Below are 26,630 nucleotides of genomic sequence, written 5' to 3'. Positions count from 1 at the left end.
GGCGCCGTCCCGCCCGCTGTGGCCGCTCCGGGATCAGCTCAGCTCACCGTGCCTGCTCCTGACTCACCTCCCAGCGTGAGCCAGGAGCACGCACGATCAGGTCACCTGATCCCGGGCGGACGGCGGCGGGGATGATCGGCGCGTGCCCGTCGAACCCGTGCTGATCACCGACCCGGCCGACGAGCGGGTCGCCGACTTCCGGGACCTCGTCGCCGGGGACCGCCGCCCCGGCACGGAGCGGGGCACCGGGCCGGTGATCGTGGAGGGCGTCCCGGCCGTGGAGCGGCTGCTCGCCTCGCCGTACCGGGTGCGCGCGGTGTTCGGGGTGCCCGGTCGGGTGGCCGCGCTGGGCCTCCCGGACGACGTCGCGGCGTACGAGGCGGACAAGTGGGTGCTCTCCGACGTCATCGGGTTCCGGCTCACCCGCGGCGTGCTGGCCTCCGCGGACCGCCGCCCACCGACGCCGCTGCCGGAGCTGCTCGCCGGCCCGGATCCCGCGGCGCCCCGGCGGCTGGCGGTGCTCGAGGCGCTCAACGACCACGAGAACCTCGGCTCGATCGCCCGCTCGGCGGTGGCGCTGGGCGTCGACGGACTGCTGCTCGACCCGCGCTGCGCCGATCCCCTGTACCGGCGGGCGGTGCGGGTCTCGATGGGGCACGTGCTGTCGCTGCCGTTCGCGGTGCTGCCGGACTGGCCGGCCGGTCTCGAGCAGCTGCACGCGGCGGGCTACCGCACCGTCGCGCTCACGCCCGCGCCGGATGCGGTGGACCTGGCCGAGGTCGACCCGGTCGCGCACCCGCGCACCGCGGTGCTGCTCGGCGCGGAGGGGCCCGGCCTCACCGCGGAGGCCCAGGCGGCGGCGCAGGTGCGCGCCCGGATCCCGATGCGCAGCGGCGTGGACTCCCTGGGCGTGGCCGCCGCAGCGGCGATCGCCTTCGCCACGCTGCGCTGATCCGTCGGCTGGGGCACTGGCGCTCGGCGTTCCGGGCCCCTACCGTTCCGCCATGACGTTCTGGGTGGTCGCCGGGCTGGTGCTCGTCGTGCTGCTGGGTGGCGCGTGGTGGATGGACCGGCGCGCCCGGGCCCGCGGCGCCCAGGTGAACGGCGACATCTCCGGCCGCGTGGGCCGCAGCGCAGTCCGCGGGAACGTCGACGCCCACCGCGGTGCCGACGCCCAGGGCCAGCGCGGCGGCATCGGCCTGGGCGGGAGCTGAGCCACCGCCGAGGTGGGCCCCCTGCCGGGTCCTGCCGCGAGCGTGCGGCGGTGGGGGCAGGGGGTCCTCCCTCAGCCGCGCAGGGACAGCCGCGCCAGCTCGGCGCGGGCCTCCTCGGCGAACTGCGGGTGGCACATCACGTCGTAGCGGGCGGCGACCGTCTGGCTGGTGCTGGTGAAGTCGCGCCGGCCGCCGGTGGCCGCGTAGCCCACCGCGGCGAACACCGCGCCGAACACCAGACCGATCAGCAGGCCGGTGAGCACCGAGCCGATCCAGCTGCTGCCGTCGGGCGCGAAGATGCCCAGCAGCAGGCCGACGAACAGACCGAACCAGGCACCGCTGGCCGCGCCCGCGCCGATCGCCCGCCCCCAGGTGAGCCGGCCGGTCACCTTCTCCACCAGTCGCAGGTCGCTGCCGATGATCGTCACGTTCTCCACCGGGAACTTCTGGTCGGAGAGGTGGTCCACCGCACGCTGGGCCTGCTGGTAGTCGTCGTAGGACCCCACCTGCACACCGCCGAGGGGCATCGAGACCGAAGCTGACACGTCTTCCTCCGTTCCGGTCGGTCCAGTGGCGGCGGCGACCGGAGGATCCGGCCACCCGTGCGTCCACCGCGGACGACGAACCGTTCAGTACCCGAACGATCTTCGCCGGACACGCGTGTTCCTCAGGCGAGGCTGTCGGCCCAGGCGCGGTGCAGCCCGGCGAACCGGCCGGTGCCGCCGATCAGCTCGGCCGGCCTGCCGTCCTCGACCACCCGGCCGGCCTCCATCACCAGCACCCGGTCGGCGATCTCCACGGTGGACAGCCGGTGGGCGATGATCAGCGCGGTCCGGTCGGCCAGCAGCGTCTGCAGAGCGCGCTGCACCAGCCGCTCGCTGGGCACGTCGAGGGAGCTGGTGGCCTCGTCGAGCACCAGCACCGCCGGGTCGGCGAGGAAGGCGCGGGCGAAGCTGACCAGCTGCCGCTGCCCGGCCGACAGCCGGCCGCCGCGCTTGCGCACGTCGGTGTCGTACCCCTCCGGCAGCGACCGGATGAAGGAGTCGGCGCCGATGGCCCGGGCGGCCTCCTCGACCTCGGCGCGGGTGGCGTCGGGGCGGCCGAACGCGATGTTGTCGGCGATCGAGCCGGAGAACAGGAAGCTCTCCTGGGTCACCATGACCACCGCACGGCGCAGGTCGGCGTCGGACAGCCGGTCCAGCGGCACCCCGTCCAGCCGCACCTGCCCGGCCAGCGGGTCGTAGAACCGGGCGGCCAGCCGGGCCAGCGTCGACTTCCCCGCGCCGGTGGCGCCGACCAGGGCCACCGTCTGCCCGGCCGGGATGGTCAGGTCCAGCTCCGGGAGCACCGTGGCCGCGCCGTAGCCGAAGCGGACCCCGTCGAACACCAGCTCGCCGGCGGGGTGCGGCAGCGGGGTGGGGTCGGCCGGATCGGGCACCGTGGAGCGCTCCTCCAGCACCCCGGAGAGCTTCTCCAGCGCGGCGCTGGCCGACTGGTAGCTGTTGTAGAACATCGCGATGTCCTGCAGCGGGTCGAAGAACCGGCGCAGGTAGAGCAGGAAGGACAGCAGCACGCCGACCGCGAGGTCGCCGTCCATCACCCGGAGCGCGCCGAAACCGAGCACGGCGACGGTGACCAGGTTGGCCACCGTGGTGACCGCCGGGACGAAGACGGCGATCAGCCAGAAGGCGTGGTGGTGGGCCCGCCGGTTGGCCTCGTTCAGCTCGGAGTGCAGCTCGTCGTTGCGGGGCTCGCGGCGGAACGCCTGGACCGCGCGGATGCCACCGAAGGTCTCGGTGAACTGCACGATCAGCGCGGCGACGGTCTCCCGTGTGCGCCGGTAGGCGATGGTCGAGTTGCGCTGGAACCAGCGGCCGATGAGGAACAGCGCGGGGAAGCCGAGCAGCGCGACCAGCCCGAGGGGCAGGTCGAGCACCAGCAGGACGACGCCGATGCCGACGATGCTGAACAGCGCGGTGAGCAGCCCGTCCAGGCCCTCGTCGAGCAGCTCCGCCAGCGCCTCCACGTCGCTGGTCAGCCGGCTGATCGTCTTGCCCGAGGTGTAGCGCTCGTGGAACGACAGCGGCAGCTGCTGTACGTGGGTGAACACCCGACGGCGCAGGGTGAGCAGCACCTCCTGGCCGACCCGGCCGGAACCGGTGAGGAACAGGTAGCGCAGCCCGGCGTCGGCGCCGGCCGCGCCGACCATCGCGGCGGTGGTCCAGACCAGCGGCCAGGGATCCCCGTCCTGCAGCGCCGGTACCGCGACGTCGATGCCGATGCCGATGAGCAGCGGCCCGGCCAGCCAGGCGAGGTTCTGCGCCACGATGACCACCAGCAGTGCCCACAGCGCCCGCCGGTGCGGCCGCAGCAGCTCACCCAGCAGCCGCCGGGAACGGCCGCGCAGGAAGGTGCTGGCCGTGCTGCTCAGCTCGCCGGCGTCCTCGGCGGCGACGCCGCGCCAGTCGGCGTGCGCGTCGGCCGGCGCCCCGCCGGGGGAGGTCGCGGCGGCCGCGCCCGTGCCCGGGGTGGTCACCGCGCACCTCCCTCGCCGGCCCCGGCCAGCTCCGGCGCCGAGGAGAGCAGGTCGCGGTAGGCCGGCACCGTGGCCAGCAGCTCGCCGTGCCGGCCCACCGCGGTGATCCGCCCGTCCTGCAGCAGCGCCACCCGGTCGGCCAGCAGCACGGTGGAGGCCCGGTGGGCGACCACCAGCGCCGTCGTCTCGGCGAGCACCTCGCGCAGCGCCCGCTCGACCAGCGCCTCGGTGTGCACGTCGAGCGCGGACAGCGGGTCGTCGAGCACCAGCACCGGCGGCCGGCCGAGCACCGCGCGAGCCAGCGCCAGCCGCTGGCGCTGCCCGCCGGACAGCGACAGGCCCTGCTCGCCGATCCGGGTGTCCAGCCCCCACGGCAGGTCGTGCACGAACCCGGCCTGCGCGACCCGCAGCGCCTCCTCGACCGCGGCGTCCCCGGCGCCGGGCCGGCCGAGCGTGACGTTCTCCCGCACGCTCATCGAGAAGAGCGTCGCCTCCTCGAACGCGGTCGCCACCACGCTGCGCAGCTGGTCCAGCGGCAGGTCGCGGACGTCGTGGCCGTCGAGGGTCACCCGGCCGCCGGTGACGTCGTACAGCCGGGCGACGAGCGCGGTCGCCGTCGTCTTGCCCGACCCGGTGGCGCCCACCAGCGCGACCGTCTCCCCGGGGGCGACGTCGAGGTCGACGTCGCGCAGCACCGGGTCGTCGCTGCCGGGGAAGCGGAAGGAGACGTGCTCGAAGCGCAGCCGGGCCGGCGTGCCCACCGGCTGGGGGCGCACCCCGGGGCGGTCGGTGACCGTGAGCGGCGCGTCGAGCAGCTCGCCGATGCGGTCGCAGGCGCTGGCCGTCTCCTGGGCCTGGGCCAGCAGGAAGCCGAGGGAGAGGATCGGCCACAGCAGCACGGTGAACAGGGCGACGAAGCCGATCAGCGCGCCGGCGGTCATCGCACCGCTGCTCACCGCCAGGGCGCCGCCGACCAGGATCAGCGCGAGCGTCACCTGGGGGTGGAACTCGAACAGGCACCAGATCAGGGCGAGCGTGCGGACCTTGCCCAGCTGCAGGTCGCGCAGCCGGACCGCCTTGCGGTCGTAGCGCCCGAAGACCAGCCCGCTGCGCCCCAGCGACCGGACCACCCGGATGCCCTGCACCGCCTCCTCGACGTCGGTGGCCAGCTCGCCCTGCTCGTCCTGCACCAGGCGCGACTGGGTGTTGTAGCGCTTCTCCCAGCGCATCCCGAGCACGACCAGCGGTGCGCTGGTGGCCAGCACGGCCAGGCCCAGCGGCCAGTGGATGGCCACCAGGACGCCGCCGACCACGACGCACGTGATCAGGTTGACCAGCAGGAAGACCGCGCCGAACCCGACGAACCGCCGGATGGTGGCGACGTCGGAGGTGGCGCGGGAGAGCAGCTGCCCGGAGGACCAGCCCTCGTGGAAGGCGACCGGCAGCCGCTGCAACCGCCGGTACAGCGTGTCGCGCAGGTCGCGCTCGATCTGCAGGCTGCTGACGTTCATCGCCCAGCGGCGGAGGAAGAACAGCGCGGCCTCGGCCAGCCCGAACAGCAGCGCCAGCGCCAGCAGCGGCACCAGCGCCCCGCGGTCGCCGTCGGCGATGGGGCCCTCGACGATGCCGCGGACGACCAGCGGGACCACCAGCTGGGTCAGGCTGGCCAGCAGCGCCGCCACGAAGGTCAGCGCGATCAGGCGTCGGTAGGGGCGCGCGAAGGGCCACAGCCGGGTGAGCGCGGTGAGGCGCCCCCGGTCGGGCTCGGTGGGGGCGGCGGTCTCGGTCATGGCCAGCGCAGGCTATGCCCGGAGACGGACAGTTCCGACTGGTTTACGGCCTCCCTGCAGGGGCCCACCGCGAGCATGCGAGTGGTGGGGGGCAGGTGGCCCCGTCCAGAGGCTCGCCCCGAGCGTGCGAGGGGTGAGGAGGACGGGGTCCTTCGACTTCTTCAGCGGCGTCGGCGGACCCCGAAGACGATGTCCTCCCAGGCGGGGATCCGGGCCCGGGGGTCGTCCTCGTCCTCGAACTCGAAGCCGTGGTCGCCGCCGTCCGGCTCGGCGAGGCGGCCGAGCACCACCGTGTCCTGGGTGTCGGGGTCGGTCTCGTCGACCGGGGCCGCCGGGGCGGCCGCGGGCACGGGGGCCGCGGTGGCGGGCTCGGCGTCCAGCGACGCCTGGTCGGGGTCGGCCTCGTCGACGTCAGCAGCGGGCTCGTCGCCGGCCGCATCGTCGGCGCCCTCGGGACGCACCACGGAGATGCCGCGGCGGCCGGCCGGCGCGGCCGGCAAGCCGGCGGGGACGTCCGGGACGACCCGGACCAGCCGGGTGCCCTCGGCGAAGTCCGTGGTGGCGGCGTCGACCGGTGTCACCGACTTGGCGGGGATCTCGTAGCGCCAGCGGGTGCTGCCGGACTTCTCGCCGGCGTCCCAGTCGGCGCGCACCTGCCAGGCGCCGTCCTCGGTGCGGTGGGCGTCCCAGCGGATCGCGTCGACGTCGGTGCCCAGCAGTCGCAGCCGCTCGGACATGAACTCCTCGAGCGGGATGCCGGGCGTGCCGTCGGACAGCCGGACGCGCGCCTCCCGGGCCTGCTCGGCGACCCGCGCCCGCTCCTGGAGCACCGGGTACGCGAACCGCATGATCCGCTCGACCCGGGTGCCGGAGGCGTGCGCGACCTCCTCCGGGGACTCCCCGGCCCGGATGCGGGCCTGGATCACCCGCGGCGGCAGCTGGTCGCCGGAGGTCTGCCCGGGGCGCCGGGAGTGCTCGGCCAGCGCGTCCCGCAGGCGGTCGTCGACGGGCAGCTGGAACTGTTCGCCGTCCTCGGACGGGGCCGACCCGTCGGCGGCGGGCACCGCGTCGGCGGCGAGCACCAGGTGCTTGCCGTCGTCGGAGAGAGCCACGAGGCGCAGGGCGCGCATGAGGGGCGACCTCCAGCAGGATCCGGTGCGAGCCCGGGGGAACGGACCGGGGCAACGCTATCGGCCGCCCGGGCGACGCGCGCCACGGACACGCCCGGTCCGGCGCGTCGGCTCGACAACGGAGCCGGCCGTACCCCCGCCCCTGGGCGACGGTGCGGTCGCAGGCTGCCCACGGCTCGACCAGAATGGGACCTTCGGCGTGCGCCGAGCCCCGCCCGGGTCATGTGCTGGAAACACCCGCGGGGGATGGTGGTCAGACGGACGGCGCAGCGCGGCGCCTCCGCGACGAGCGGAAGGGGAGCACGTGTGCGGCATCTCCGGTGAGGTCCGGTTCGACGGCGGCGTGGCCGACATGGCGGCGGTGGCCGCGATGTGCGACCAGCTGCAGCGGCGGGGGCCGGACGGCTCCGGCGGCTGGCAGGCCGGGCCGGTCGCGCTGGGCCACCGGCGGCTGAAGATCATCGACCTGACCGACGCCGGGGCGCAGCCGATGGTGGACGCCGAGCTCGGGCTGACGATGGTCTTCAACGGGATCATCTACAACTACAAGGAGCTGCGCGCCGAGCTGCAGGCCGCCGGCTACCGCTTCTTCTCCACCTCCGACACCGAGGTGGTGCTCAAGGCCTACCACCGCTGGGGCCGCAGCTGCGTCGAGCGCTTCCTGGGCATGTTCGCCTTCGTCGTCGTCGAGCGGGACACCGGGCGCGTGGTCATGGCCCGCGACCGCTTCGGCATCAAGCCGCTCTACCTGAGCCGCGGGCCGGGTCGGCTGCGGTTCGCCTCCTCGCTGCCCGCGCTGGTCCGCGCCGGCGGGGTCGACACCACCATCGACCCGGTGGCGCTGCACCACTACATGTCCTTCCACGCCGTCGTCCCCGCGCCGCGGACGATCCTGGCCGGGGTCGGGAAGCTGCCGCCGGCGACCGTGCGCACCTACGAGCCCGACGGCACCGAGACCGACTGGGAGTACTGGCGCCCGGTGCACCAGCGGCGTCCGGAGCTCGCCGGCCTGCACCCGGCCGAGTGGCAGGAGCGGGTGCTCGAGTCGCTGCGGGTCGCCGTCCGCCGGCGGATGGTCGCCGACGTCCCGGTCGGGGTGCTGCTGTCCGGCGGCATCGACTCCAGCCTGGTCGTCGGCCTGCTCGCCGAGGAGGGGCAGAAGGGGCTGGCCACCTTCTCCATCGGCTTCGAGGCGGTGGGCGAGCGCTCGGGCGACGAGTTCGTCTACTCCGACGTCGTCGCGAAGACCTTCGAGACCGACCACCACCGGCTGATGATCCCCAGCGCCGACGTGCACGCCGGGCTCGACGGGGCGATCGGGGCGATGGCCGAGCCGCAGGTCAGCCACGACGCCGTCGCCTTCTACCTGCTCTCGCAGCAGGTGAGCCAGCACGTGAAGGTGGTGCAGAGCGGCCAGGGCGCCGACGAGGTGATGGCCGGCTACGACTGGTACCCGCCGCTGGCCGGCGTCCCGGCGGACCAGGCTGTCGACGCCTACACCCGGCACTTCGTCGACCAGCCGCACAGCCGGCTGGCCCAGGCGCTCTCCCCGCAGTGGCTGACCGCGGACGACGTCAGCCGGCAGCTGGTCGCCGAGCACTTCGCCCGGCCGGGTGCGGAGACGACGCTGGACAAGGCGCTGCGCCTGGACTCCACGGTCATGCTGGTCGACGACCCGGTGAAGCGCGTGGACAACATGACGATGGCCTGGGGCCTGGAGGCCCGGGTGCCGTTCCTGGACCACGAGTTCGCCGAGCTCGCCGCCGCCGTCCCGCCCGAGCTGAAGCTCGCCCACGGTGGCAAGGGCGTGCTCAAGGACGCCGCCCGGAAGGTGATCCCGGCCGACGTCATCGACCGGCCCAAGGGCTACTTCCCGGTGCCGGCGATCATCGACCTGCACGGTGACTACCTGGAGACGGTGCGCGCGGCGCTGCACGCGCCGGAGGCGCGGGAGCGGGGCCTGTTCCGCCCCGAGCACGTCGACCGGCTGCTGGCCGACCCGAACGCCCACCGCACCACGCTGGGCGCCAACCAGCTGTGGCAGGTGGGGCTGCTGGAGCTGTGGCTGCAGCGGCACGGGATCCGCTGACCGGCGTGTGACGGACCTCGCGGCGTGGTGCGGAAGGGTGCGCCGCCGGCGTCTGCTCCACTCTGCCGGTGCCCTCCGACCGGCACCGGACCCCCGAACGACGCTGACGAGGAGATGCCATGACCGACGTGCTGCGCCGGGCTGGCCTCTCCACCGCCGTGCGGCTGGCGATCGCCGAGATCGCCGGCGCCTCCGGCGCCTGGACCCCTGCGCTCGCGCCGACGGGTGACCGGGTCGCCTACGTCAGCGACCGCTCCGGGGTGCCCCGGCTCGAGGTGGCCGCCCTCGACCAGCACACCCCGCCGGCGGTGCTGTCCGGCGCCGCCGAGGAGGTCGTCTCGGTCGCCTGGTCGCCGGACGGCGAGTGGCTGGCCTACCTGGTCAGCCCCGGCGGCTCGATCTGCGCCGAGCTGTGGGCGGTGCGCCCGGACGGCACCGACCGGCACCTCGTCGCCGGGCAGGACCCGCGCGCCACGGTGTTCGCCGGCGGCTGGACGCTGCAGCCGGGCCACTACGTCTGCTCGATCGCCCCGGGCGACGGCCCGGACGCCGACGTGGTGCTGGTCGACGTCGTCAGCGGGGCGCACCGCACGCTGGCCCGCGGCGGGTTCCTCGCGGTCACCGCCGTCGCCGCCGACGAACGCACCGTGCTGGCCCGGCGCGGTCCGCGCGGGCACCGGCACGTGGTCACCGTCGACGTCGCCACCGGCGTGCAGCGGCGGGTCATCCCGCTGGGGGCGCCTGGCGGCGCGGCCAGTGAGGACGGCCGGTTCGCCCTCGACGGCGCGGCGGTCTTCCTGCGCGCCGCGCTGCCGCCCCGGCCGGGGGTGCCCCGCAGCGACCGGACCGCGCTGCTGCGGGTCCCGCTGCACGGCGAGGACCGCGTCCCCGGGGAGGCGGAGGTGCTCGTCTCCCGGCCCGACGCCGACCTGGCCGCCTACGCGGTCCGCCTCGACGGCACGGTGATCTGCGTGTGGAACGTCGACGGCGTCACCCAGCTGGAGATCCGGCGGGTCGCCGACGGCGGGCTGGTGCGGTCGGTGCCGCTGCCGCAGCCGGTCATGCCCGGCTGGTCGCTGTCGGCCGACGGGCGGACCCTGCTGGCCGAGCTGACCGGGCCGACGGCGCCCCGCGCGCTGTACCGGGTCGCCCTGGACGGGGACGGGGACGAGCCGGCCCCGCTGCCCTCCACGCCCCGCCGGCCCGACCCGCGGCTGCTGGTCACCCCGGTGCGCTGCGAGTACCGGTCCGCCGACGGCACCGAGCTCGACGGCTGGCTGTACACCCCGCCGGGTGTGCAGGGCCCCAACCGCACCGTGGTCAGCTTCCACGGCGGCCCGGAGGGGCAGGAGCGCCCGTCGTACTCCCCGCTCGCCCAGTCGCTGGTCGCGGCCGGGCTCACCGTCTTCGCGCCGAACGTGCGCGGCTCGGGCGGTCGCGGGCACGCCTTCATGGCCGCCGACGACCTGTACGCCCGGGAGGCGTCCTTCGCCGACGTCCCCGCCACCGTCGACCACCTGGTCACCAGCGGCATCGCGCTCCCCGGCCACCTCGGCGCCTACGGGTGGTCCTACGGCGGCTTCCTGACCCTGGTGGCGCTGACCCGCTGGCCGGAGCTCTTCGCCACCGGCGTGACGCTGGCCGGGATGAGCGACCTGCGCACCTTCTTCGCCGGCACAGAGCCGTGGATGGCGGCGGCGTCGGTCACCGAGTACGGCGACCCGGTCACCGACCGGGACATGCTCGCCGCGATCTCACCGATGACGATGCTCGACCGGCTCCGCGCCCCGGTGCTGCTCACCCACGGCGACCGGGACACCAACGTGCCGGTGCTGGAGTCGGTGCAGGCGCACCAGGCGCTCGCGGCGCGCGACGCCCCCGCCGAGCTGCTCCTCTTCCGGGGGGAAGGCCACACGATCGTGGGGCGGGAGAACGTGCTGCACCTGTCGGAGCGGGTCACGGAGTGGTTCGATCGCTGGCTGTGAGCCAGCCGTCGGTCAGCCCCCCGGCCGATCCCGCACGAGACGCCCGGCGATGAGCGAGACGGCCGGCGTCTTCGCGCGCTACCCCGGCTCCGCCACCGACGAGGCGGTCGACGCCTCCGGCCGGGTGCGCGCGGACTGGTTCCCGGTGGCGCGCGTGCTGGACGAGCTCGGTGGCGAGGGGATCGCCGCCACCGCTCTCGCGGTCGGCCGGGAACGCGGGATGCGCGGCGTCGTCCTGGGCAGCTGGCTCGACGGGCGGTTCACCGAACGCCCGCTGCCGCTGTGCCCCGTGCCGCGGCTGCTCCCGGCCGCCGACTGGGCGCACCTGGCGCGCGGGGTCGAGCAGCGGGCCCGCGCCCTGAACGCCTACCTCGCCGACGTCTACCGCCCCGCCGGCCGGCGCCGCAGCGACCCGGACGGCGGCCCGGAGGTGGTGCGCGCCGGGGTGGTGCCCGCCCGGCTGGTCACCGCGAGCCCCGGTCACCGCCCCGAGGCCGTGGACCTGGGCACCCCGACCCGGGCCCGGGCCACCGTGGTGGCGTGCGACCTCGTGCAGGGGCCCCACGGCTGGGTGGTGCTCGCCGACGACCTGCGGATGCCGGTCGGCATCGGCTACGCCCTGGCCAACCGGGACAGCGGCCGGGCCGCGCTGCCCGGCCTGTACGCCGATGCCCAGGCGCGTGGGCTGGCCGACCCGGCCGGGGCGGTCACCCTGCTGCGGGCGGCCCTGGCCGAGGCGGCCCCACCGGCGTGCAGCGGCACGCCCCGGCTGGCGGTGCTCAGCGACGGGCCGGGCAGCACCAGCTGGTTCGAGCACCGGCTGCTCGCCGAGGCGATGGGCGTGCCGCTGGCCACCCCGGACACCCTGTGGGCGACGCCGGCCGGCGGGGTCGCCGTCCAGGTGCGTGGGGAGCGGGTGCCAGTCGACGTCCTGTACCGGCGGGTCGACGAGAGCGAGCTGGCCGGCCGCCTCACCGTCGGTGGTCCGCCGCTGGGCGTGTTGACCGGGCAGGCGGTGCGGGCGGGCCGGCTGACCCTGGCCAACGTGCCGGGCAACGGCGTCGCCGACGACCCGGCGCTGCACCGGTACGTGCCCGAGCTCATCCGCTTCTACCTGGCCGAGGAGCCGGTGCTGGCCGGCGTGCCCAGCTGGTCGCTGGCCGAGGACGCGCACCTGGCCGAGGTCCGCGACCGGCTGCACGAGCTGGTCGTCGTGCCGGTCGACGGCTACGCCGGGCAGGGCGTGGTGCACGGGCCGCGGTGCTCGGCCGCCGAGCTGGCCGAGCTGCACGCCGAGGTGGTGGCCGCGCCGCACCGCTTCGTCGTCCGCGAGCCCGTCGAGCCCTCCACGGTGCCCACCGTCGTCGACGGGGTGGTCCGGCCGCGGCGCGCGGGCCTGCGGGTGTTCGCCGTCGCCGGCAGCAGCACCCGGGTGCTGCCCGCCCCGCTCAGCCGGGTCGCGACCGACGAGGACGGCCTGCTCGCCGACGAGGACGCCGGCAGCAAGGACACCTGGCTGCTCGGGTGACGAGAAGGACCTCCCGTCCCCCTCGCAGGCTCGCGGCGAGCCTCCGGACGGGGCCTTACAGCCGGCCGACGACGTGGTCGATGCAGGCGGTCAGCGCGCTGACGTCGTCGGGGTCGACCGCCGGGAACATGCCCACGCGGAGCTGGTTGCGGCCCAGCTTCCGGTAAGGCTCGACGTCGACCACGCCGTGCGCCCGCAGTGTCTTCGCGACCAGCGCCGCGTCGACCGACTCGTCGAAGTCGACCGTGCCGACCACCAGCGAGCGGTGCTCGGGGTCGGTGACGAACGGCGTGGTGTAGGTCGTCTCCTCCGCCCAGCCGTAGAGCCGGCTCGAGGACTCCTGGCTGCGCGCCACCGCGCCGGACAGCCCGCCGAGGCCGAGCATCCAGTCGATCTGGTCGGCCAGCAGGAACAGCGTGGCAACGGCCGGGGTGTTGTAGGTCTGGTCCTTGCCGGAGTTGTCCACCGCGATGGACAGGTCCAGGAAGCCGGGGATCCAGCGGCCCGAGGCCTTGATCTCCGCGACCCGTTCCAGCGCCGCCGCCGACATCAGCGCGATCCACAGCCCGCCGTCGCTGGCGAAGGACTTCTGCGGGGCGAAGTAGTAGACGTCGCACTGCTGGACGTCGACCGGCAGCCCGCCGGCGCCGGAGGTGGCGTCGACGAGCACCAGGGCGTCGTCGTCGGCCCCGGCCGGGCGGAGCACCGGCGCCATCACGCCGGTGGAGGTCTCGTTGTGCGCCCAGCCGTAGACGTCGACGCCGGCCTCGGCGGCGGGCAGCGCCAGCGAGCCCGGTTCGGCCTTGACGATGGTGGGGGCGTCGAGGAAGGGCGCCTCGGCGACCCCGGAGGCGAACTTCGCGGAGAACTCGCCGTAGCTGCCGTGCGCGCTCTTCCGGCGGACCAGCCCGATGGTCGCGGCGTCCCAGAACGCCGTCGTCCCGCCGTTGCCCAGCACCACCTGGTAGCCCTCGGGCAGGTCGAACAGCTGGGTCAGCCCCTCGCGCACCCGCTTGACCAGGCCCTTGACCGGCGCCTGCCGGTGGGAGGTGCCCATCAGCCCGGCGCCGGCGGTCGCCAGCGCCTGCAGCGCCTCTGGCCGGACCTTCGACGGACCGCACCCGAACCGTCCGTCCTTCGGCAGCAGCTCGGTCGGGATGGTGATGCTCATGCTCGTCGTCCTCAACGTCCGGGGGCGGGGTGCACTTTCGGTGCCGAAAGTGGGGCGGTGCAGTCCTTCAGGCGCGGGTGGTGAGGGGCTCGATGGTGTCCCAGCCCTCGACGTCCTGCGGCTTGCGCGGGTCCGGGCCGACGTAGCGGGCCGAGGGGCGCACCAGCCGGCCGGTGTTCTTCTGCTCCAGGATGTGCGCGCACCAGCCCGCGGTGCGCGCGCAGGTGAACATCGAGGTGAACATGGAGCTGGGCACCTCGGCGAAGTCGAGCACGATCGCCGCCCAGAACTCCACGTTGGTCTCGATCGGCCGGTCCGGACGCCGCTCGCGCAGCTCCTTGAGCGCGGCCTGCTCCAGGGCGAGGGCGGCCTCGAAGCGCGGGGCGCCCAGCTGCTCGGCGGTGCGGCGCAGCACCCGGGCCCGCGGGTCCTCGGCCCGGTAGACCCGGTGGCCGAACCCCATCAGCCGTTCCTTGCGGTCGAGCAGGTCCTTGACGTAGGCCTCCGCGTTCCCCGACTGCTCGACCCCGTCGAGCATGTGCAGCACCCGCGAGGGGGCGCCGCCGTGCAGCGGGCCGGACATCGCACCGATCGCGCCGGACAGCGAGGCGGCGACGTCGGCGCCGGTGGAGGCGATGACCCGGGCGGTGAAGGTGGAGGCGTTCATGCCGTGCTCGGCCGCGGAGGTCCAGTACGCGTCGACGGCGGCGACGTGGCGCGGGTCGGGCTCGCCGCGCCAGCGGACCATGAACCGCTCGACGATCGTCGAGGCCTCGTCGACCCGCTTCTGCGGCACGGCGGGAACGCCGATGCCGCGGGCGGACTGGGCGACGTAGGACAGCGCCATGACCGCGGCGCGGGCCAGCTCGTCGCGGGCCTCCTCGGCGGAGATGTCCAGCAACGGGCGGTAGCCCCAGATCGGGGTGAGCATCGCCAGCGCGGCCTGCACGTCGACCCGGACGTCGCCGGTGTGCACCGGGATCGGGAACGGCTCGGCCGGCGGCAGGCCGGGGCCGAACTGGCCGTCGACCAGCAGGGCCCACACGTGGCCGAAGGTGACCTGACCGACCAGGTCCTCGATGTCCACGCCGCGGTAGCGCAGCGCGCCGCCGTCCTTGTCCGGCTCGGCGATCGTGGTCTCGAAGGCGGTGACGCCCTCCAGGCCGGGGACGAAGTCGTCAGCCATCTCGCATGCTCCCTTGCGCGCGGGTGGGGGGTGGACGCCGGTGCAGGTCGGTCCACAACTTAGGCCGTGCTGGGTGCCCGCCGTGCAGCCGGGCACCCGGTCGCCCAGCGGTGCGCGGTGCAACGGTGACAGCATGGCGGCGTGCCCGACCTGATCCGCATGCGCAGGGACTACGACGCCCAGGGCCTCTCCGAGGAGACCGTGGCCCCCACCTGGGTCGAGCAGTTCGACCGCTGGTTCGCCGACGCGGTCGCCGCCGAGCTGCCCGAGCCCAACGCGATGGTGGTCGCCACCGCCGACGCCGACGGCGCGCCCGACGCGCGGATCGTGCTGATGAAGGGCTACGACGCCGGCGGCTTCGTCTTCGGCACCAACTACGCCTCGGCCAAGGGGGCGCAGCTGGCGGTCAACCCGCGCGCCGCCGTCGTCTTCCCGTGGCACGTCCAGCAGCGGCAGGTGCGGGTCACCGGCACCGTGGAGCGCGTCGGGGAGGCCGCCTCCGACGCGCTCTGGGACCCCCGCCCGCGCGGGGCGCAGCTGGCCGCCGTCGCCTCGGTGCAGTCGACCGTCGTCGACTCCCGGGACGAGCTGGTCGAGCGGATGCGCCTGCTGGACGCCGAGACCGCGGACGGGCCGGTGCCGCGGCCGCCGAGCTGGGGGGGCTACCGGGTGGTGCCCACGCGGGTGGAGTTCTGGCAGGGCGGCCACGACCGGCTGCACGACCGGCTGGTCTTCGTGCGGGACGACGAGGAAGGCGGCGGCTGGGTCCTGCAGCGCCTCGCCCCGTGACGGGCCCGCACGACCAGGGCGGAGATGGCCATGAACGCCCCGAAGCCGTGGGCGGAGATGGCCATGAACGCCCCGAACTGACGCCGGTCGACCCGGTCGAGGGTGGGCTGGGGGTCGAGGAGCCGACGCCGGTGCCGCGCCGCCGGGGCTGGGCGATCGACACCACCCCGCTGCGCAACCGCGCCTACCGCCGGGTCTTCGGCGGGGTCGCGGTCACCATGCTCGGCCAGCAGATGACGCTGGTCGCCGTCCCGTACCAGGTCTACAGCCTCACCGGCTCGTCGCTGATGGTCGGGCTGACGTCGGTGGTCGCGCTGGTGCCGCTGGTGGTGTTCGGCCTGCTGGGCGGGGCGATCGCCGACGCGATGGACCGCCGCCGGCTGATGGTGATCAGCTCGGTCGGCGCCGCGGTGACCAGCGCGCTGCTGGCGGTGCAGGCGCTGCTGCCCGGCCGCGGCCACCTGTGGGTGCTGTGGGTGCTCGCCGCCGCGGTGTCGGCGTTCGCCGCGGTCAACCAGCCGGCCCGCAGCGCCGTCATCCCGGCCCTGGTCGGCGCGGACGGCGTCGCCGCGGCCAACGCGCTGGCGATGACGGTCCGGCAGGCCGGGGTGGTCGTCGGCCCGCTGCTGGCCGGGCTGCTGATCGGCCTGGGCGACCTGTCGATCGTCTACACGGTCGACGCGGTGGGCTTCGTCGCCGCCGTCCTCCTGCTGCGCGGGCTGCCACCGCTGCCGCCCGAGGGGGTGTCCGGCCCGCTGCGGCTGGGCGCCGCGGTGCGCGGGGTGGGGGAGGGCTTCGCCTTCCTGCGCACCCAGCCGGTGCTGCTGATGACCTTCGTCGTCGACGTGATCGCGATGCTGTTCGCCTGGCCGCAGGCGGTCTTCCCGGAGCTGTCCGAGACGACCTACGCCGGCGACGCGAACAGCCTGGGCTGGCTGTTCGCCGGGGTGTCGATCGGCTCGCTGCTGATGGGGCTGACGTCGGGCTGGGTGAGCCGGGTCGACCGGCAGGGCGCCGTGGTGCTCGCGGCGATCGCGGTCTGGGGCGTGGCGATCATCGGGTTCGGGCTGGCTTCCACGCTGTGGCTGGCGGTGCTCTGCCTGGCCGTCGCGGGCGCCGGGGACATGGTCAGCGCGGTGCTGCGCTCCTCGATGCTGCAGACGGCGGCGCCGGACGAGATGCGCGGGCGGATGCAGGGCGTGTTCATCGTGGTCGTCGCCGGCGGCCCGCGGCTGGGCGACCTGCGCGCCGGCGTCATGGCCAGCAGCCTCGGGGTGACCGCGGCGATGGTCTCCGGCGGCGTGGTCATCGTCGTCGCGATGGCCGTGGTCGCCGTCGCCGTCCCGTCGTTCTGGTTCTTCCGGGCCTCCCGCGCGGACGAGGTCGCGGCGCGGGCCCGGGCCCGGATGGCCGGGCGCGCCGACCGCTGACACCTCCGGCGGGCTTGCGCGGGGCCGCAGCGGGTACCGACGCCGCATGGCGCTCCCGAAGGTCCTCGTCCTCGTGCTCGCCGGCGGCCAGGGGGGCCGGCTGGAGCTGCTCACCGAGACCCGGGCCAAGCCCGCCGTCCCGTTCGCCGGGGTCTACCGGCTGATCGACTTCCCGCTGTCCAACTGCGAGCACTCGCAGATCCCCGACGTGTGGGTGTCGGTGCAGTACCAGCCGACGTCGCTGTCCAAGCACCTGGCCGGCGGCCGCCCCTGGGACCTGGACCGGACCACCGGCGGGCTGCTGGTGCTGCCGCCGTTCCAGGCCACCAGCGAACGGGCCGGCTTCACCGAGGGCACCGCCGACGGGCTCTGGCGGCAGGCCGAGCTCATCCGCGAGTTCGGCGCCGATGCGCTGGTCGTCGTCAGCTCCGACGCCGTCTACAAGCTCGACTACCGCGCCGTCGCCGACGCGCACCTGGAGTCCGGCGCCGAGGTGACCATGGTGACCACCGAGGTCGCCGCCGACGACGCGGCCCGCTACGGGATCGTGCAGACCGACGGCGACCGGGTGACCGACTACGCCTACAAGCCCGACGAGCCGGCGACGACCACCGCCACCAACGAGGTGTTCGTCTTCAGCCCGAACCCGACGCTGGACCGGCTCGAGGCGCTCGACGACGAGGTCGGCGAGGAGGGGCTGGAGGACCTCGGCACCCACCTGCTGCCCGCGCAGACCCGCGACGGCGCCGCCCGGGCGTACCCGCTGGGCGGCTACTGGCGCGACGTCGGCACGGTGGAGTCCTACTGGCAGGCCCACCGGGACTTCCTGTCCTCGGAGCCGCCCATCGACCTGGACGAGGAGGCGTGGCCGGTGCACACCCGGGGCGGCCGGCACAGCGCCGCCCGGGTGCTCGACGGCGCGGCGGTGGAGGGCAGCCTCGTCTCCGGCGGCACCCGGGTCGCCGGGCAGGTCCGCGGTTCGGTGCTGTCGCCGGGGGTGGTCGTGGAGCCGGGCGCCACCGTCATCGACTCGGTGCTGCTGCCCGGCGCCCGGGTGCGCGCGGGCGCCACCGTGACCCGGGCGGTGCTGGACGACGACGTCGTGGTGGGGCAGGGGGCGACGGTCGGCGGCGACGGCGAGATCGCCCTCGTCGGCCGGCGGGCCCGGGTCGAGGACGGCGCGGAGCTGGCCGCCGGGGCGCGGTTCCCCGAGCCCGAGCGCGGCTGACGGCTCGCGCGCGGGTTCCGCCAGAATGGCCGTTCTGGCGGAACCCGCCGCCGGATCAGGCGAGGGCGGCGGCGACCAGCTCCAGGTCGGCGACGAGCGCGTCGTAGGCGGCCTGGCGGCCCTCGTCCGGGGTGCGCAGCACGGCGGAGGGGTGCGTGGTCGCGATGATCCAGGTCTGGTGCGGGGCGTCCTCGTCCTGGTCGGCCTCGGGCACCGGCTCCGCGCCCGGCGGGGTCCACGGCATCAGGTGCCCGTGCTCGCGGGTGATCCGGAACGACGGGGAGATCAGCGCCTTGGCGGCCACCGCGCCCAGGCAGACGACGACCTCCGGCTGCAGCACGGCGAACTCCGCCTCCAGCCACGGCCGGCACGCGGCGAGGTGCTCGGCGCCCGGTGACTGGTGGATGCGGCGCTTCGGGGTGGGCGTGAACCGGAAGTGCTTGACGCTGTTGGTCACGTAGGCGTCGCGGCGGTCGATGCCCGCCTCGACCAGCGCCTTGTCCAGCAGCCGCCCGGCCGGACCGACGAACGGCTCACCCGTGCGGTCCTCCTGGTCGCCGGGCTGCTCGCCGACGAACACCACGCGGGCGGTCTCCGGCCCCTCGCCGAACACGGTCTGGGTGGCCGGCTCCCACAGCTCGCAGGCGCGGCAGCCCGCCGCGGCCTCCCGCAGCCCGGCCAGCCCGACGCCCTCCGGTGGTCGGGCCGGGGAGTTCTCCGTCGTCATGGCCCGATGACACCGGAAACGGTGCTGTCCCGCAGCATGGGACGCCGCTACCGTCGCGGCCGTTGGGCGACACACCCAGCTGTTCACTTGACGGGACGGAAAGTCGTCCGCCACTCTTTCCGCGACGGAAAGTCAGTCTGGGCGGATCACTGCCCGGCGCCGCGACGACGACGGAGGGTCAGTGCTCGAGATCGACGGCCTGGTCAAGGCCTATGGCGAGAACCAGGTGCTGAAGGGGGTGAGCTTCACCGTCGCACCCGGCCAGATGTTCGGCTTCTGCGGCTCCAACGGCGCCGGCAAGACCACCACCATGCGCATCGCCATGGGCCTGGCCCGCGCCGACGCCGGCGAGGTCCGCTGGAACGGCTCCCCGGTCGACGAGGCGGTGCGCCGCCGGATCGGCTACATGCCCGAGGAGCGCGGCCTCTACCCGAAGATGAAGGTGCGCGAGCAGCTCGCCTACTTCGCCCGGCTGCACGGCATGGACGCCGGCCCGGCCGGCCGCGCTGCCGGCGAGTGGGCCGAGCGCCTCGGTCTGGGGGAGCGGCTGGGTGACCCGGTGGAGAAGCTGTCACTGGGCAACCAGCAGCGGGTGCAGCTGGCCGCCGCGCTGGTCAGCGAGCCGGACGTGCTGATCCTCGACGAGCCGTTCTCCGGCCTGGACCCGGTCGGCGTCGACTCGCTCGCCGAGGCGCTGCTCGACCAGTGCCGCCGCGGCGTGCCCGTCGTCTTCTCCAGCCACCAGCTGGACCTGGTCGAGCGGCTCTGCGACGCCGTCGGCATCCTCGCCCGCGGCTCGATGGTCGCCACCGGCACCGTCGCCGAGCTGCGCGTCTCGGCCCAGGGCCGACAGCTCCGTGTCGTCGTCCCCGACGCCCCGGCCGGCTGGGCCGCCGGCCTGCCCGGCGTGCGCGTCGTCTCGGAGAGCCGCGGTGACACGGTGCTGGAGCTGGCGCCCGGCGCCGACGACCAGCAGGTGCTGCACGCCGCCGTCGCCACCGGGCGGGTGAACCACTTCGCCTGGCGCGAACCCACCCTGGTCGAGCTGTTCCGCGACGCGGTCAGCGCCGCTCCGGCCGCCGAGGCGGTGGCGGCATGAGCGCCCCGGCACGGCACGAGACCCGCCCGCAGAGCCCGGCGACGCTGGTCCGCCTGGTCGCCGCCCGCGAGGTCTCCACCCGGATCCGGGACAAGAACTTCCTCATCGGCTCCGCCGTCCTGATCGTGCTGATCGTCGGCATGCTGGTCTTCCAGGTGCTGATCAACAGCGGCGGCGACGAGTCGCGCATCGGCGTCGTCGGCGGCGACGCCGCGGTGGAGCAGGCGCTCGTCGCCCAGGGTGAGGTGCTGGGCACCGACGTCACCGTCGTCGAGTTCGCCGACGAGGCCGCCGCCCGGGCGGCGGTCGAGAACGAGGACGTCGACGGGGCGCTGCTGAGTCCGTCGGGGTCGCAGCCCGAGCTGCTGGTCGACAGCGGGGGCCAGGACACCAGGAACCTGGTCCAAGGCGCCCTGACCAACCTGGCGATGGCCACCCAGCTCGACCAGGCCGGGGTGCAGCTGCAGCCGGGGCCGGAGGTCGAGCTGGTCGCCCTCGACGCCGACGCCGACGACCGGCTGGCCTCGACGATCGTCGCGCTGGTGGGCGTGGTCGTCCTGTACAGCCTGATCATCCTGTTCGGGCAGTTCGTGGCCCAGGGCGTGGTCGAGGAGAAGTCCAGCCGGGTGGTCGAGCTGCTGCTGGCGACCATGCGCCCCTGGCAGCTGCTCGCCGGGAAGGTGATCGGGCTGGGCCTGCTGGGTCTGGCGCAGATCCTGCTGGTCGCGGTCATCGGCGTCGTCGGGGCGCTGGCCTTCGACGTCGTGGAGCTGCCCGGGGACGTCATCGGGCCGGTGGTCACCGTGATCGCCTGGTTCGTGCTCGGCTACGCCTTCTACGCCTCGGTGTTCGCCGCGGCCGCCTCGCTGGTCAGCCGGCAGGAGGACCTGGGCACGGTGATCACGCCGACCACGATCCTGCTGGTCGCCGGCTTCGTCATCGCCATCCAGGCCGCGCAGGACCCGGCCAGCACGCTGGCCACCGTCACCTCGTTCGTGCCCGGTCTCTCGCCGATGGTGATGCCGGTGCGGATGGCCGCCGGGGAGGCCGCGGTGTGGGAGGTCGCGGTCGCCGTCGTCCTGATGCTGCTGGCGATCGCCGCGGTGGTGCGGATCGGCGGTCGGATCTATTCCGGCGCGCTGCTGCGCACCAGCGGCAAGGTCAGCATGCGCGAGGCGCTCAAGGCCGAGCGCGTCTGAGCCCGGGATCAGGTGACCTGATCGTGCGTGCTCCTGGCTCACCACAGGCGGTGAGCCAGGAGCACGTGGGGTGAGCCAGGACGCCGCGCGGCTGGCCCGGGCCGCTCAGGCCTCGCGTAGACCGGTCAGCGGGCCGCGGTAGGGGTACGCCGCGGGACCGGTCACCCCGGGCCGGGCGGTGAACAGCCGCCCGGCCCCCGGCTGCGCAGTGCGGGCGGCGTAGTCCAGCCCGTGCGCGGAGGTGCTGATCACCAGCAGGTCGCGGTCGGCCCCGGCGAAGCAGCAGCTCGTGGCGTTCTCGGTGGGGACGTCGACCACGGTCAGCAGCTGGCCGTCGGGGGACCAGCGGCGCACCGCGCGCCCGCCCCACATCGCCGTCCACACGCAGCCCTCGTCGTCGACGACCAGCCCGTCGGCGACCCCGGTCGACCCGTCGAACCGCAGGAACTCCCGGCGCCCCGACAGCTCGCCGGTGTCCAGGTCGTAGTCGAAGGCCCACACCACCGAGTCGCCGGAGTCCGACAGGTAGGCGGTGCGGTCGTCGGGCGACCAGCCCAGGCCGTTGGAGATCGTCAGCCCCGGCAGGGCCACGGTGACCGTGCCGTCGAGGTCGACCCGGTAGAGCCGGCCGGCGCCCTTCGACTCGTCGAAGGCCATGGTGCCGGCGAAGAACCGCCCGGCCCGGTCGCAGGCGCCGTCGTTCATCCGGGTGCCGGTCTCCGTGGTGCCACCCTCGCGGCGCAGCTCCAGCAGCACCCGCGCCTCGCCGTCGGGGGAGAGGTGGGTGAAGCCGCCGCCGGCGCCCAGCAGCCACCCGCCGTCGGCGGCCGGGACGACGACGCCGACGGTGTCCCCGCCGCGGTGCGCGGCCAGCTCGGTGACCGTCCCGGCGCCGTCCACCCGGCCGCGGCGGACCAGCCCGGCGGTGATGTCGACCCAGAGCAGCTCCCCGCGTGCGCCGTCCCAGACCGGGCCCTCCCCGTGCTCGGCGGGGGACGGGTCGGTGGGCGCGGCGAGCAGCTCGGACATGCGCTGATCCTGCCCCGTGACCAGCCGGACACACCCGGCCCGGATACTCGTCCCGTGTCCGAAGCCACTGTCGACGTCGCCGACCTCCGCGTTCCCGGGGGCCAGTCCCTGCCCGACGACCGCACAGACGACCTCCAGCTCCGCGAGGACATCCGGCTCCTGGGCCGGGTGCTCGGCGAGGTGATCGCCGAGCAGGCGGGCCCGGAGGTGCTCGAGCTGGTCGAGTCCACCCGCGTCCAGGCGTTCGAGATCCGCCGCGACGAGCGGGACCGGTCCCAGCTCGCCGAGCGCCTCGCCGCCCTCGACCCGCGCAGCGCCAACCACGTCGTCCGGGCGTTCAGCCACTTCTCGTTGCTGGCCAACATCGCCGAGGACGTCCACCACGAGCGGCGCCGCAGGCACCACCGGCGCGAGGGCTCCCCGCCGCAGAAGGGGAGCCTGGCCGCGTCGCTGGAGCTGCTCGACGAGGCCGGGTTGGACGGCGGCACGGTGGCGCGGGAGCTGGCCGGCGCCCTCGTCGTCCCGGTGGTCACCGCGCACCCGACCGAGACCCGGCGGCGCACCATCTCCCAGGTCCAGCGCCAGGTCAGCGAGCTGATCCGGCAGCGCGGCCGGGAGCAGGGGGAGGCCGAGGACCCGGCGTGGTCGGCCCGGCTCTCCCGCGAGGTGCTCACCCTCTGGCAGACGGCGCTGCTGCGGCTGAGCCGGCTCCGGCTGGCCGACGAGATCGACGAGGCGCTGCGCTACTACGAGCTGTCGCTGTTCGACGTGGTCCCGGCGATCAACACCGAGCTGCGCCGCGCGCTGCGGGAGCGGTGGCCGGACGCCGACCTGCTGCGCGAGCCGATGCTGCAGCCGGGTTCCTGGATCGGCGGGGACCGCGACGGCAACCCGTTCGTCACCGCCGACGCCGTCCGCCGGGCCACCACGCGGCAGGCGGCCACCGCGCTGGAGCACCACCTGGCCGAGCTGCTCGCGCTGGGCGCGGAGCTGTCCATGTCCGACCGGCTGGTCCGCCCCACGCCCGAGGTCTACGCGCTGGCCGACGCCGCCCGGGACGACTCCCCGTTCCGCGCCGACGAGCCCTACCGGCGGGCGCTGCGCGGGATGCACGCGCGCCTGGCGGCGACCGCCCGGCGGGTGCTCGGCTCGGTGCCGGGGCAGCAGCCGGAGATCGACCTGCCGCCCTACGGCCTGCCCGAGGAGCTGCTGGCCGACCTGGACACCCTGGACACCTCGCTGCGCAGCCACGGCGCGGGCGCGCTGGCCGACGACCGGCTGGCCCGGCTGCGCGACGCGGTGGAGGTCTTCGGCTTCCACCTGTGCGGGCTGGACATGCGGCAGAACTCCTCGGTGCACGAGGAGGTGCTCGCCGAGCTGCTGGCCTGGGCGGGGGTCTGCGAGGACTACACCGCCCTGGACGAGGAGCAGCGGGTCGAGCTGCTCACCGGGGAGCTGCGGATGCGCCGGCCGCTGGTGCGCCGGGACGCCGAGCTGTCCGAGCTGGCGCGCGGTGAGCTGGACCTGCTGGTCGCGGCTGCCGAGCAGGTCGCGCTGCTGGGCCCACGCACCATCCCGAACTACGTGATCAGCATGTGCGAGTCGGTCAGCGACGTGCTGGAGGTCGCCGTCCTGCTCAAGGAGGTCGGCCTGCTCGACCCCGACGGTGCCGACGGCCCGCGCTGCTCGGTGGGCATCTCGCCGCTGTTCGAGACGATCGACGACCTGCAGGCCGCCGGCGCCACGCTGACCGCGATGCTCGACCAGCCGCTGTACCGGGCGCTGGTCGCCAACCGCGGCGACCAGCAGGAGGTCATGCTCGGCTACTCCGACAGCAACAAGGACGGCGGCTACCTGGCCGCCAACTGGGCGCTGTACCGGGCGGAGCTGGCCCTGGTCGAGGTGGCCCGGGCCAACGGGATCCGGCTGCGGCTGTTCCACGGCCGCGGCGGCACCGTGGGCCGCGGCGGTGGCCCCAGCTACGAGGCGATCAAGGCGCAGCCGCCCGGCTCGGTCGCCGGCCAGCTGCGGATCACCGAGCAGGGTGAGGTGATCGCCGCCAAGTACTCCACCCCGGACCTGGCCCGCCGGAACCTGGAGGCGCTGGTCGCGGCGACGCTGGAGTCGACGCTGCTGGACACCGAGGGCCTGGACGACGACGCCGAGGAGACCTACGCGCTCCTGGACGACCTCGCGGAGCGGGCACGCCGGGCCTACAGCGCGCTGGTGCACGAGACACCCGGCTTCGTCGAGTGGTTCCGCGCGGCCACCCCGATCCGGGAGCTGGCGGAGCTGAACATCGGCAGCCGGCCGCCGTCCCGCAAGGCCGGCGACAAGATCACCGACCTGCGGGCCATCCCGTGGGTGTTCAGCTGGTCGCAGACCCGGATCATGCTGCCCGGCTGGTACGGCACCGGCTCGGCGCTGGAGTCCTGGGTGGACGGCGACGGTCCGGACGGGCGCGAGGCGCGCCTCGCCCGACTGCAGGACCTGCACCGGCGCTGGCCGTTCTTCCGCACCGTGCTGTCCAACATGGGCATGGTGCTGGCCAAGACCGACCTGGAGCTCGCCGCCCGGTACGCCGCGCTGGTGCCCGACGCGGACCTGCGCGACCTGGTGTTCGGGCAGATCACCGCGGAGCACGAGCGGACCGTGCGGATGCTGCTGGCGATCACCGGCGACGACCGGCTGCTGGCCGACAACCCGGCGCTGGCCCGGTCGATCCGCAACCGGTTCCCCTACCTGGAGCCGCTGCACCACCTGCAGGTGGAGATGCTGCGCCGCCGCCGGGCCGGGGACGACGACGAGCTGGTGCGCCGCTGCATCCAGCTGGCCATCAACGGCGTCGCCACCGCGCTGCGCAACTCCGGCTGAGTAGCGGAGGGGCCGCCCCTAACTAGGGGCGGCCCCTCAAGATTTATAGTCACGAGTACGCGAATCTGTGCCGTGCTCACAACTTGCTAGCGGCCCCATCGGCTGTTATCTGCGGCATCGAGCCGCTTCGCCAGCGGACATGGCCAGGCACTAGTGGTTGCTCTGAGAAATAGCGAGTCGACGTCTCGATCGTTCGGAGTGATGTTCTATCGCGCCGCGGGGCTGGTGCGCGTCGCTCGCTGGTCACCCACGCCTCTGCGCTGTGCCGCTTAATGCGTGCCTTATCCTTTGCGGTAGGGATCGTAACCGACCCGTTCTGGTATGGGCTAATGACGGATATTGGTCGCGATCCAGCAAGGTGATCCCACACCTCGTCGCAATGGGCGCCTTCAGAGCCGTGATGGGGAATCTTGAAGAGGTTGAAATCTATTGGCGGCCGGTTGGTGTCGTCAACGATGGCGTGCCAACCGCGTGTGCGGCTACTGGGCCGATGTTCGAGGTCTCCACCCAGGAGAACCGAGCCCGCCGACGTGAGGAGTAGGAGAACGACCGTAGTGTCATTGGGATCTAGTGCAGGAAGCCGCCTTGCTTTGCCGGCTACAGAAGCGAGCATGCCGGCAAGGTGCTGTCGGCCAATGTCGTCGTCCTCGGCCGAGGGCGACAGTGACCAGACCTCCGAAACGACCGCACTGGGAACGTTATAAATCCGCTGTGTTGCGCCTATCAACTTTATATGGTCGCCACGTGCGCGCAGCACTCGCTGGGCGCCAGACAATTCTTGAACACCGCTGGTGAACTTGGATGGAACTGGAGGCAGGTCCATGAGTGCTTGGAATTCTGGAATTCCTACACTACGGCTGGCGAACACTCCTGCCGAGGGGCAGGCCTGCAGGATCTGGCTTAATCCCCGCACGTGGTCGTCGTGCCAATGTGATACGACGACTGCCTGAACGCATTCGGCCGGTTCGTAACCTAGGCGAGTCAGGTAAGATAAGGCAGCCGGGGTAGTACCTCGCGAGGAGCTGCAGGAGTCGACAAGCAACCACTTGTCGTTGCCCAGGTGAATTGCGAGAGCTTCGCCGTAGCCAGGGCCGAAGATGCTGACTTCGACTTGGTCGGCTTCTGGGCGCGTGTACTCCATCGTTCCCCCGTGTTCACAAGCGGTTCTTGCTGAAGTTCTTAGCTGGCGCGCCCTAGTCGGCGGAACGTGATGACTGAGGCCCGTTGCCTTTGCCCGCTGCCTTTTGTTTCGTAGCCGATGGACCAGTAAAAAAGAGCTCCAGGTTCGCACAATGCCCGATCGGCCGACGACAGTTCTCGGAAGTCAAACTCAGCGTGCGCGTCATTGTTTCCGCTCAGGCTGATCAGGTCGGCAGTGAAGTAGGTGCTATAGACCTCTCGGACCGCTCCCTCCCATCGGTCGGTCGCAAGGAAATGCTCGATGCGCGACTTGGTGGGAGGAGCGATGACTGGTCGTGTTATGTGGCGAACAGGTGTTGTCGTGGGAAGAAGATTGGTGGGCCGAGATGTCAGTGTCCGCGCCTCGTTTAGGTCCTCGACCTCGATCACTCGACCGTTGACGAGTACGGGGCTAGGGCCCTCTTCGGAGGGGGAGTAAGAGCTGAG

Annotated in this window: 20 protein-coding genes; 11 read left to right on the top strand and 9 right to left on the bottom strand. The window is 73.9% G+C overall.

Translation table 11 applies throughout. The features are described from left to right. Positions 1-142: 142 nt before the first annotated feature. Positions 143-952 carry a TrmH family RNA methyltransferase gene (locus ACI79Y_RS02520; RefSeq protein WP_457156978.1) on the top strand — a complete coding sequence of 270 codons (810 nt, stop codon included), beginning with the start codon at positions 143-145 and terminating at the stop codon, positions 950-952. 52 nt (positions 953-1,004) lie between these two features. Then, entirely contained in the window at positions 1,005-1,214 is a 210-nt protein-coding gene (locus ACI79Y_RS02515) for a hypothetical protein (protein ID WP_457156977.1), read from the top strand. A gap of 71 nt (positions 1,215-1,285) precedes the next feature. Here ACI79Y_RS02515 and ACI79Y_RS02510 read toward each other — a convergent pair whose 3' ends face one another. The 4 genes from ACI79Y_RS02510 to sepH all read right to left on the bottom strand — a co-directional run bounded on the left by ACI79Y_RS02510 (position 1,286) and on the right by sepH (position 6,670). Next, positions 1,286-1,759 (bottom strand): general stress protein, encoded by a 474-nt coding sequence (locus ACI79Y_RS02510; RefSeq protein WP_457156976.1) that lies wholly within the window; start codon positions 1,757-1,759, stop codon positions 1,286-1,288. Between the two features lie 122 nt (positions 1,760-1,881). Then, positions 1,882-3,750 carry an ABC transporter ATP-binding protein gene (locus tag ACI79Y_RS02505; protein ID WP_457156975.1) on the bottom strand — a complete coding sequence of 623 codons (1,869 nt, stop codon included), beginning with the start codon at positions 3,748-3,750 and terminating at the stop codon, positions 1,882-1,884. After that, positions 3,747-5,540, bottom strand: a complete 1,794-nt coding sequence (locus ACI79Y_RS02500) for an ABC transporter ATP-binding protein (RefSeq protein ID WP_457156974.1) — start codon at positions 5,538-5,540, stop codon at positions 3,747-3,749. Before ACI79Y_RS02500 ends, ACI79Y_RS02505 begins: the two co-directional genes overlap by 4 nt. A 161-nt stretch (positions 5,541-5,701) precedes the next feature. After that, positions 5,702-6,670 carry a septation protein SepH gene (gene sepH / locus ACI79Y_RS02495; protein ID WP_457156973.1) on the bottom strand — a complete coding sequence of 323 codons (969 nt, stop codon included), beginning with the start codon at positions 6,668-6,670 and terminating at the stop codon, positions 5,702-5,704. A 304-nt stretch (positions 6,671-6,974) separates the two neighbouring features. Between sepH and ACI79Y_RS02490 the strand changes: the two genes are divergently transcribed. From ACI79Y_RS02490 to ACI79Y_RS02480, 3 genes are all read left to right on the top strand, one after another. After that, positions 6,975-8,759 carry an N-acetylglutaminylglutamine amidotransferase gene (locus tag ACI79Y_RS02490; protein WP_457156972.1) on the top strand — a complete coding sequence of 595 codons (1,785 nt, stop codon included), beginning with the start codon at positions 6,975-6,977 and terminating at the stop codon, positions 8,757-8,759. Positions 8,760-8,878: 119 nt separating this feature from the next. Continuing rightward, entirely contained in the window at positions 8,879-10,744 is a 1,866-nt protein-coding gene (locus tag ACI79Y_RS02485; protein WP_457156971.1) for a S9 family peptidase, read from the top strand. A 49-nt stretch (positions 10,745-10,793) separates the two neighbouring features. Further along, a complete protein-coding gene (locus ACI79Y_RS02480) occupies positions 10,794-12,272 on the top strand; it encodes a circularly permuted type 2 ATP-grasp protein (protein ID WP_457156970.1) in 1,479 nt (492 codons plus the stop codon). Between the two features lie 55 nt (positions 12,273-12,327). Here ACI79Y_RS02480 and serC read toward each other — a convergent pair whose 3' ends face one another. Both serC and ACI79Y_RS02470 read right to left on the bottom strand, forming a co-directional pair. Further along, positions 12,328-13,443 (bottom strand): phosphoserine transaminase, encoded by a 1,116-nt coding sequence (serC, locus tag ACI79Y_RS02475; protein ID WP_457156969.1) that lies wholly within the window; start codon positions 13,441-13,443, stop codon positions 12,328-12,330. 67 nt (positions 13,444-13,510) lie between these two features. Next, on the bottom strand, positions 13,511-14,629 hold the full coding sequence (locus ACI79Y_RS02470) for a citrate synthase 2 (RefSeq protein ID WP_457156968.1): 1,119 nt from the start codon (positions 14,627-14,629) through the stop codon (positions 13,511-13,513). 141 nt (positions 14,630-14,770) lie between these two features. Here ACI79Y_RS02470 and pdxH point away from each other — a divergent pair, with 141 nt between their 5' ends. The 3 genes from pdxH to ACI79Y_RS02455 all read left to right on the top strand — a co-directional run bounded on the left by pdxH (position 14,771) and on the right by ACI79Y_RS02455 (position 18,076). After that, on the top strand, positions 14,771-15,418 hold the full coding sequence (gene pdxH, locus ACI79Y_RS02465; protein ID WP_457156967.1) for a pyridoxamine 5'-phosphate oxidase: 648 nt from the start codon (positions 14,771-14,773) through the stop codon (positions 15,416-15,418). A 131-nt stretch (positions 15,419-15,549) separates the two neighbouring features. Next, on the top strand, positions 15,550-16,848 hold the full coding sequence (locus ACI79Y_RS02460; RefSeq protein ID WP_457156966.1) for an MFS transporter: 1,299 nt from the start codon (positions 15,550-15,552) through the stop codon (positions 16,846-16,848). Positions 16,849-16,894: 46 nt separating this feature from the next. After that, positions 16,895-18,076: a glucose-1-phosphate adenylyltransferase family protein gene (locus ACI79Y_RS02455; protein WP_457156965.1), complete on the top strand. Its 1,182-nt coding sequence runs from the start codon at positions 16,895-16,897 to the stop codon at positions 18,074-18,076. A 55-nt stretch (positions 18,077-18,131) separates the two neighbouring features. On the opposite strand, the gene ACI79Y_RS02450 is transcribed toward ACI79Y_RS02455, so the two are convergent. Beyond that, positions 18,132-18,878, bottom strand: coding sequence for a UdgX family uracil-DNA binding protein (locus tag ACI79Y_RS02450; RefSeq protein ID WP_457156964.1), 747 nt, complete (start codon positions 18,876-18,878; stop codon positions 18,132-18,134). A 106-nt stretch (positions 18,879-18,984) separates the two neighbouring features. On the opposite strand from ACI79Y_RS02450, the gene ACI79Y_RS02445 reads away from it, so the two are divergent. Both ACI79Y_RS02445 and ACI79Y_RS02440 read left to right on the top strand, forming a co-directional pair. Next, complete coding sequence (locus ACI79Y_RS02445; protein WP_457156963.1) at positions 18,985-19,902, top strand: ABC transporter ATP-binding protein; 918 nt, start codon at positions 18,985-18,987, stop codon at positions 19,900-19,902. Next, positions 19,899-21,101 (top strand): ABC transporter permease, encoded by a 1,203-nt coding sequence (locus ACI79Y_RS02440; RefSeq protein ID WP_457156962.1) that lies wholly within the window; start codon positions 19,899-19,901, stop codon positions 21,099-21,101. Before ACI79Y_RS02445 ends, ACI79Y_RS02440 begins: the two co-directional genes overlap by 4 nt. Positions 21,102-21,206: 105 nt before the next feature. On the opposite strand, the gene ACI79Y_RS02435 is transcribed toward ACI79Y_RS02440, so the two are convergent. Further along, on the bottom strand, positions 21,207-22,130 hold the full coding sequence (locus ACI79Y_RS02435) for an SMP-30/gluconolactonase/LRE family protein (RefSeq protein ID WP_457156961.1): 924 nt from the start codon (positions 22,128-22,130) through the stop codon (positions 21,207-21,209). Between the two features lie 54 nt (positions 22,131-22,184). Between ACI79Y_RS02435 and ppc the strand changes: the two genes are divergently transcribed. Further along, complete coding sequence (gene ppc / locus ACI79Y_RS02430; RefSeq protein WP_457156960.1) at positions 22,185-25,004, top strand: phosphoenolpyruvate carboxylase; 2,820 nt, start codon at positions 22,185-22,187, stop codon at positions 25,002-25,004. A 76-nt stretch (positions 25,005-25,080) separates the two neighbouring features. Here the strand turns inward: ppc and ACI79Y_RS02425 are convergent, their stop codons facing one another. Next, positions 25,081-26,145: an MBL fold metallo-hydrolase gene (locus ACI79Y_RS02425; protein ID WP_457156959.1), complete on the bottom strand. Its 1,065-nt coding sequence runs from the start codon at positions 26,143-26,145 to the stop codon at positions 25,081-25,083. Positions 26,146-26,630 lie beyond the last annotated feature (485 nt).

The sequence above is a fragment of the Modestobacter sp. SYSU DS0875 genome (assembly GCF_054050915.1).
The sequence above is the reverse complement of the archived record's forward strand: the minus strand, read 5'-3'. Positions and strand labels throughout refer to the sequence as shown.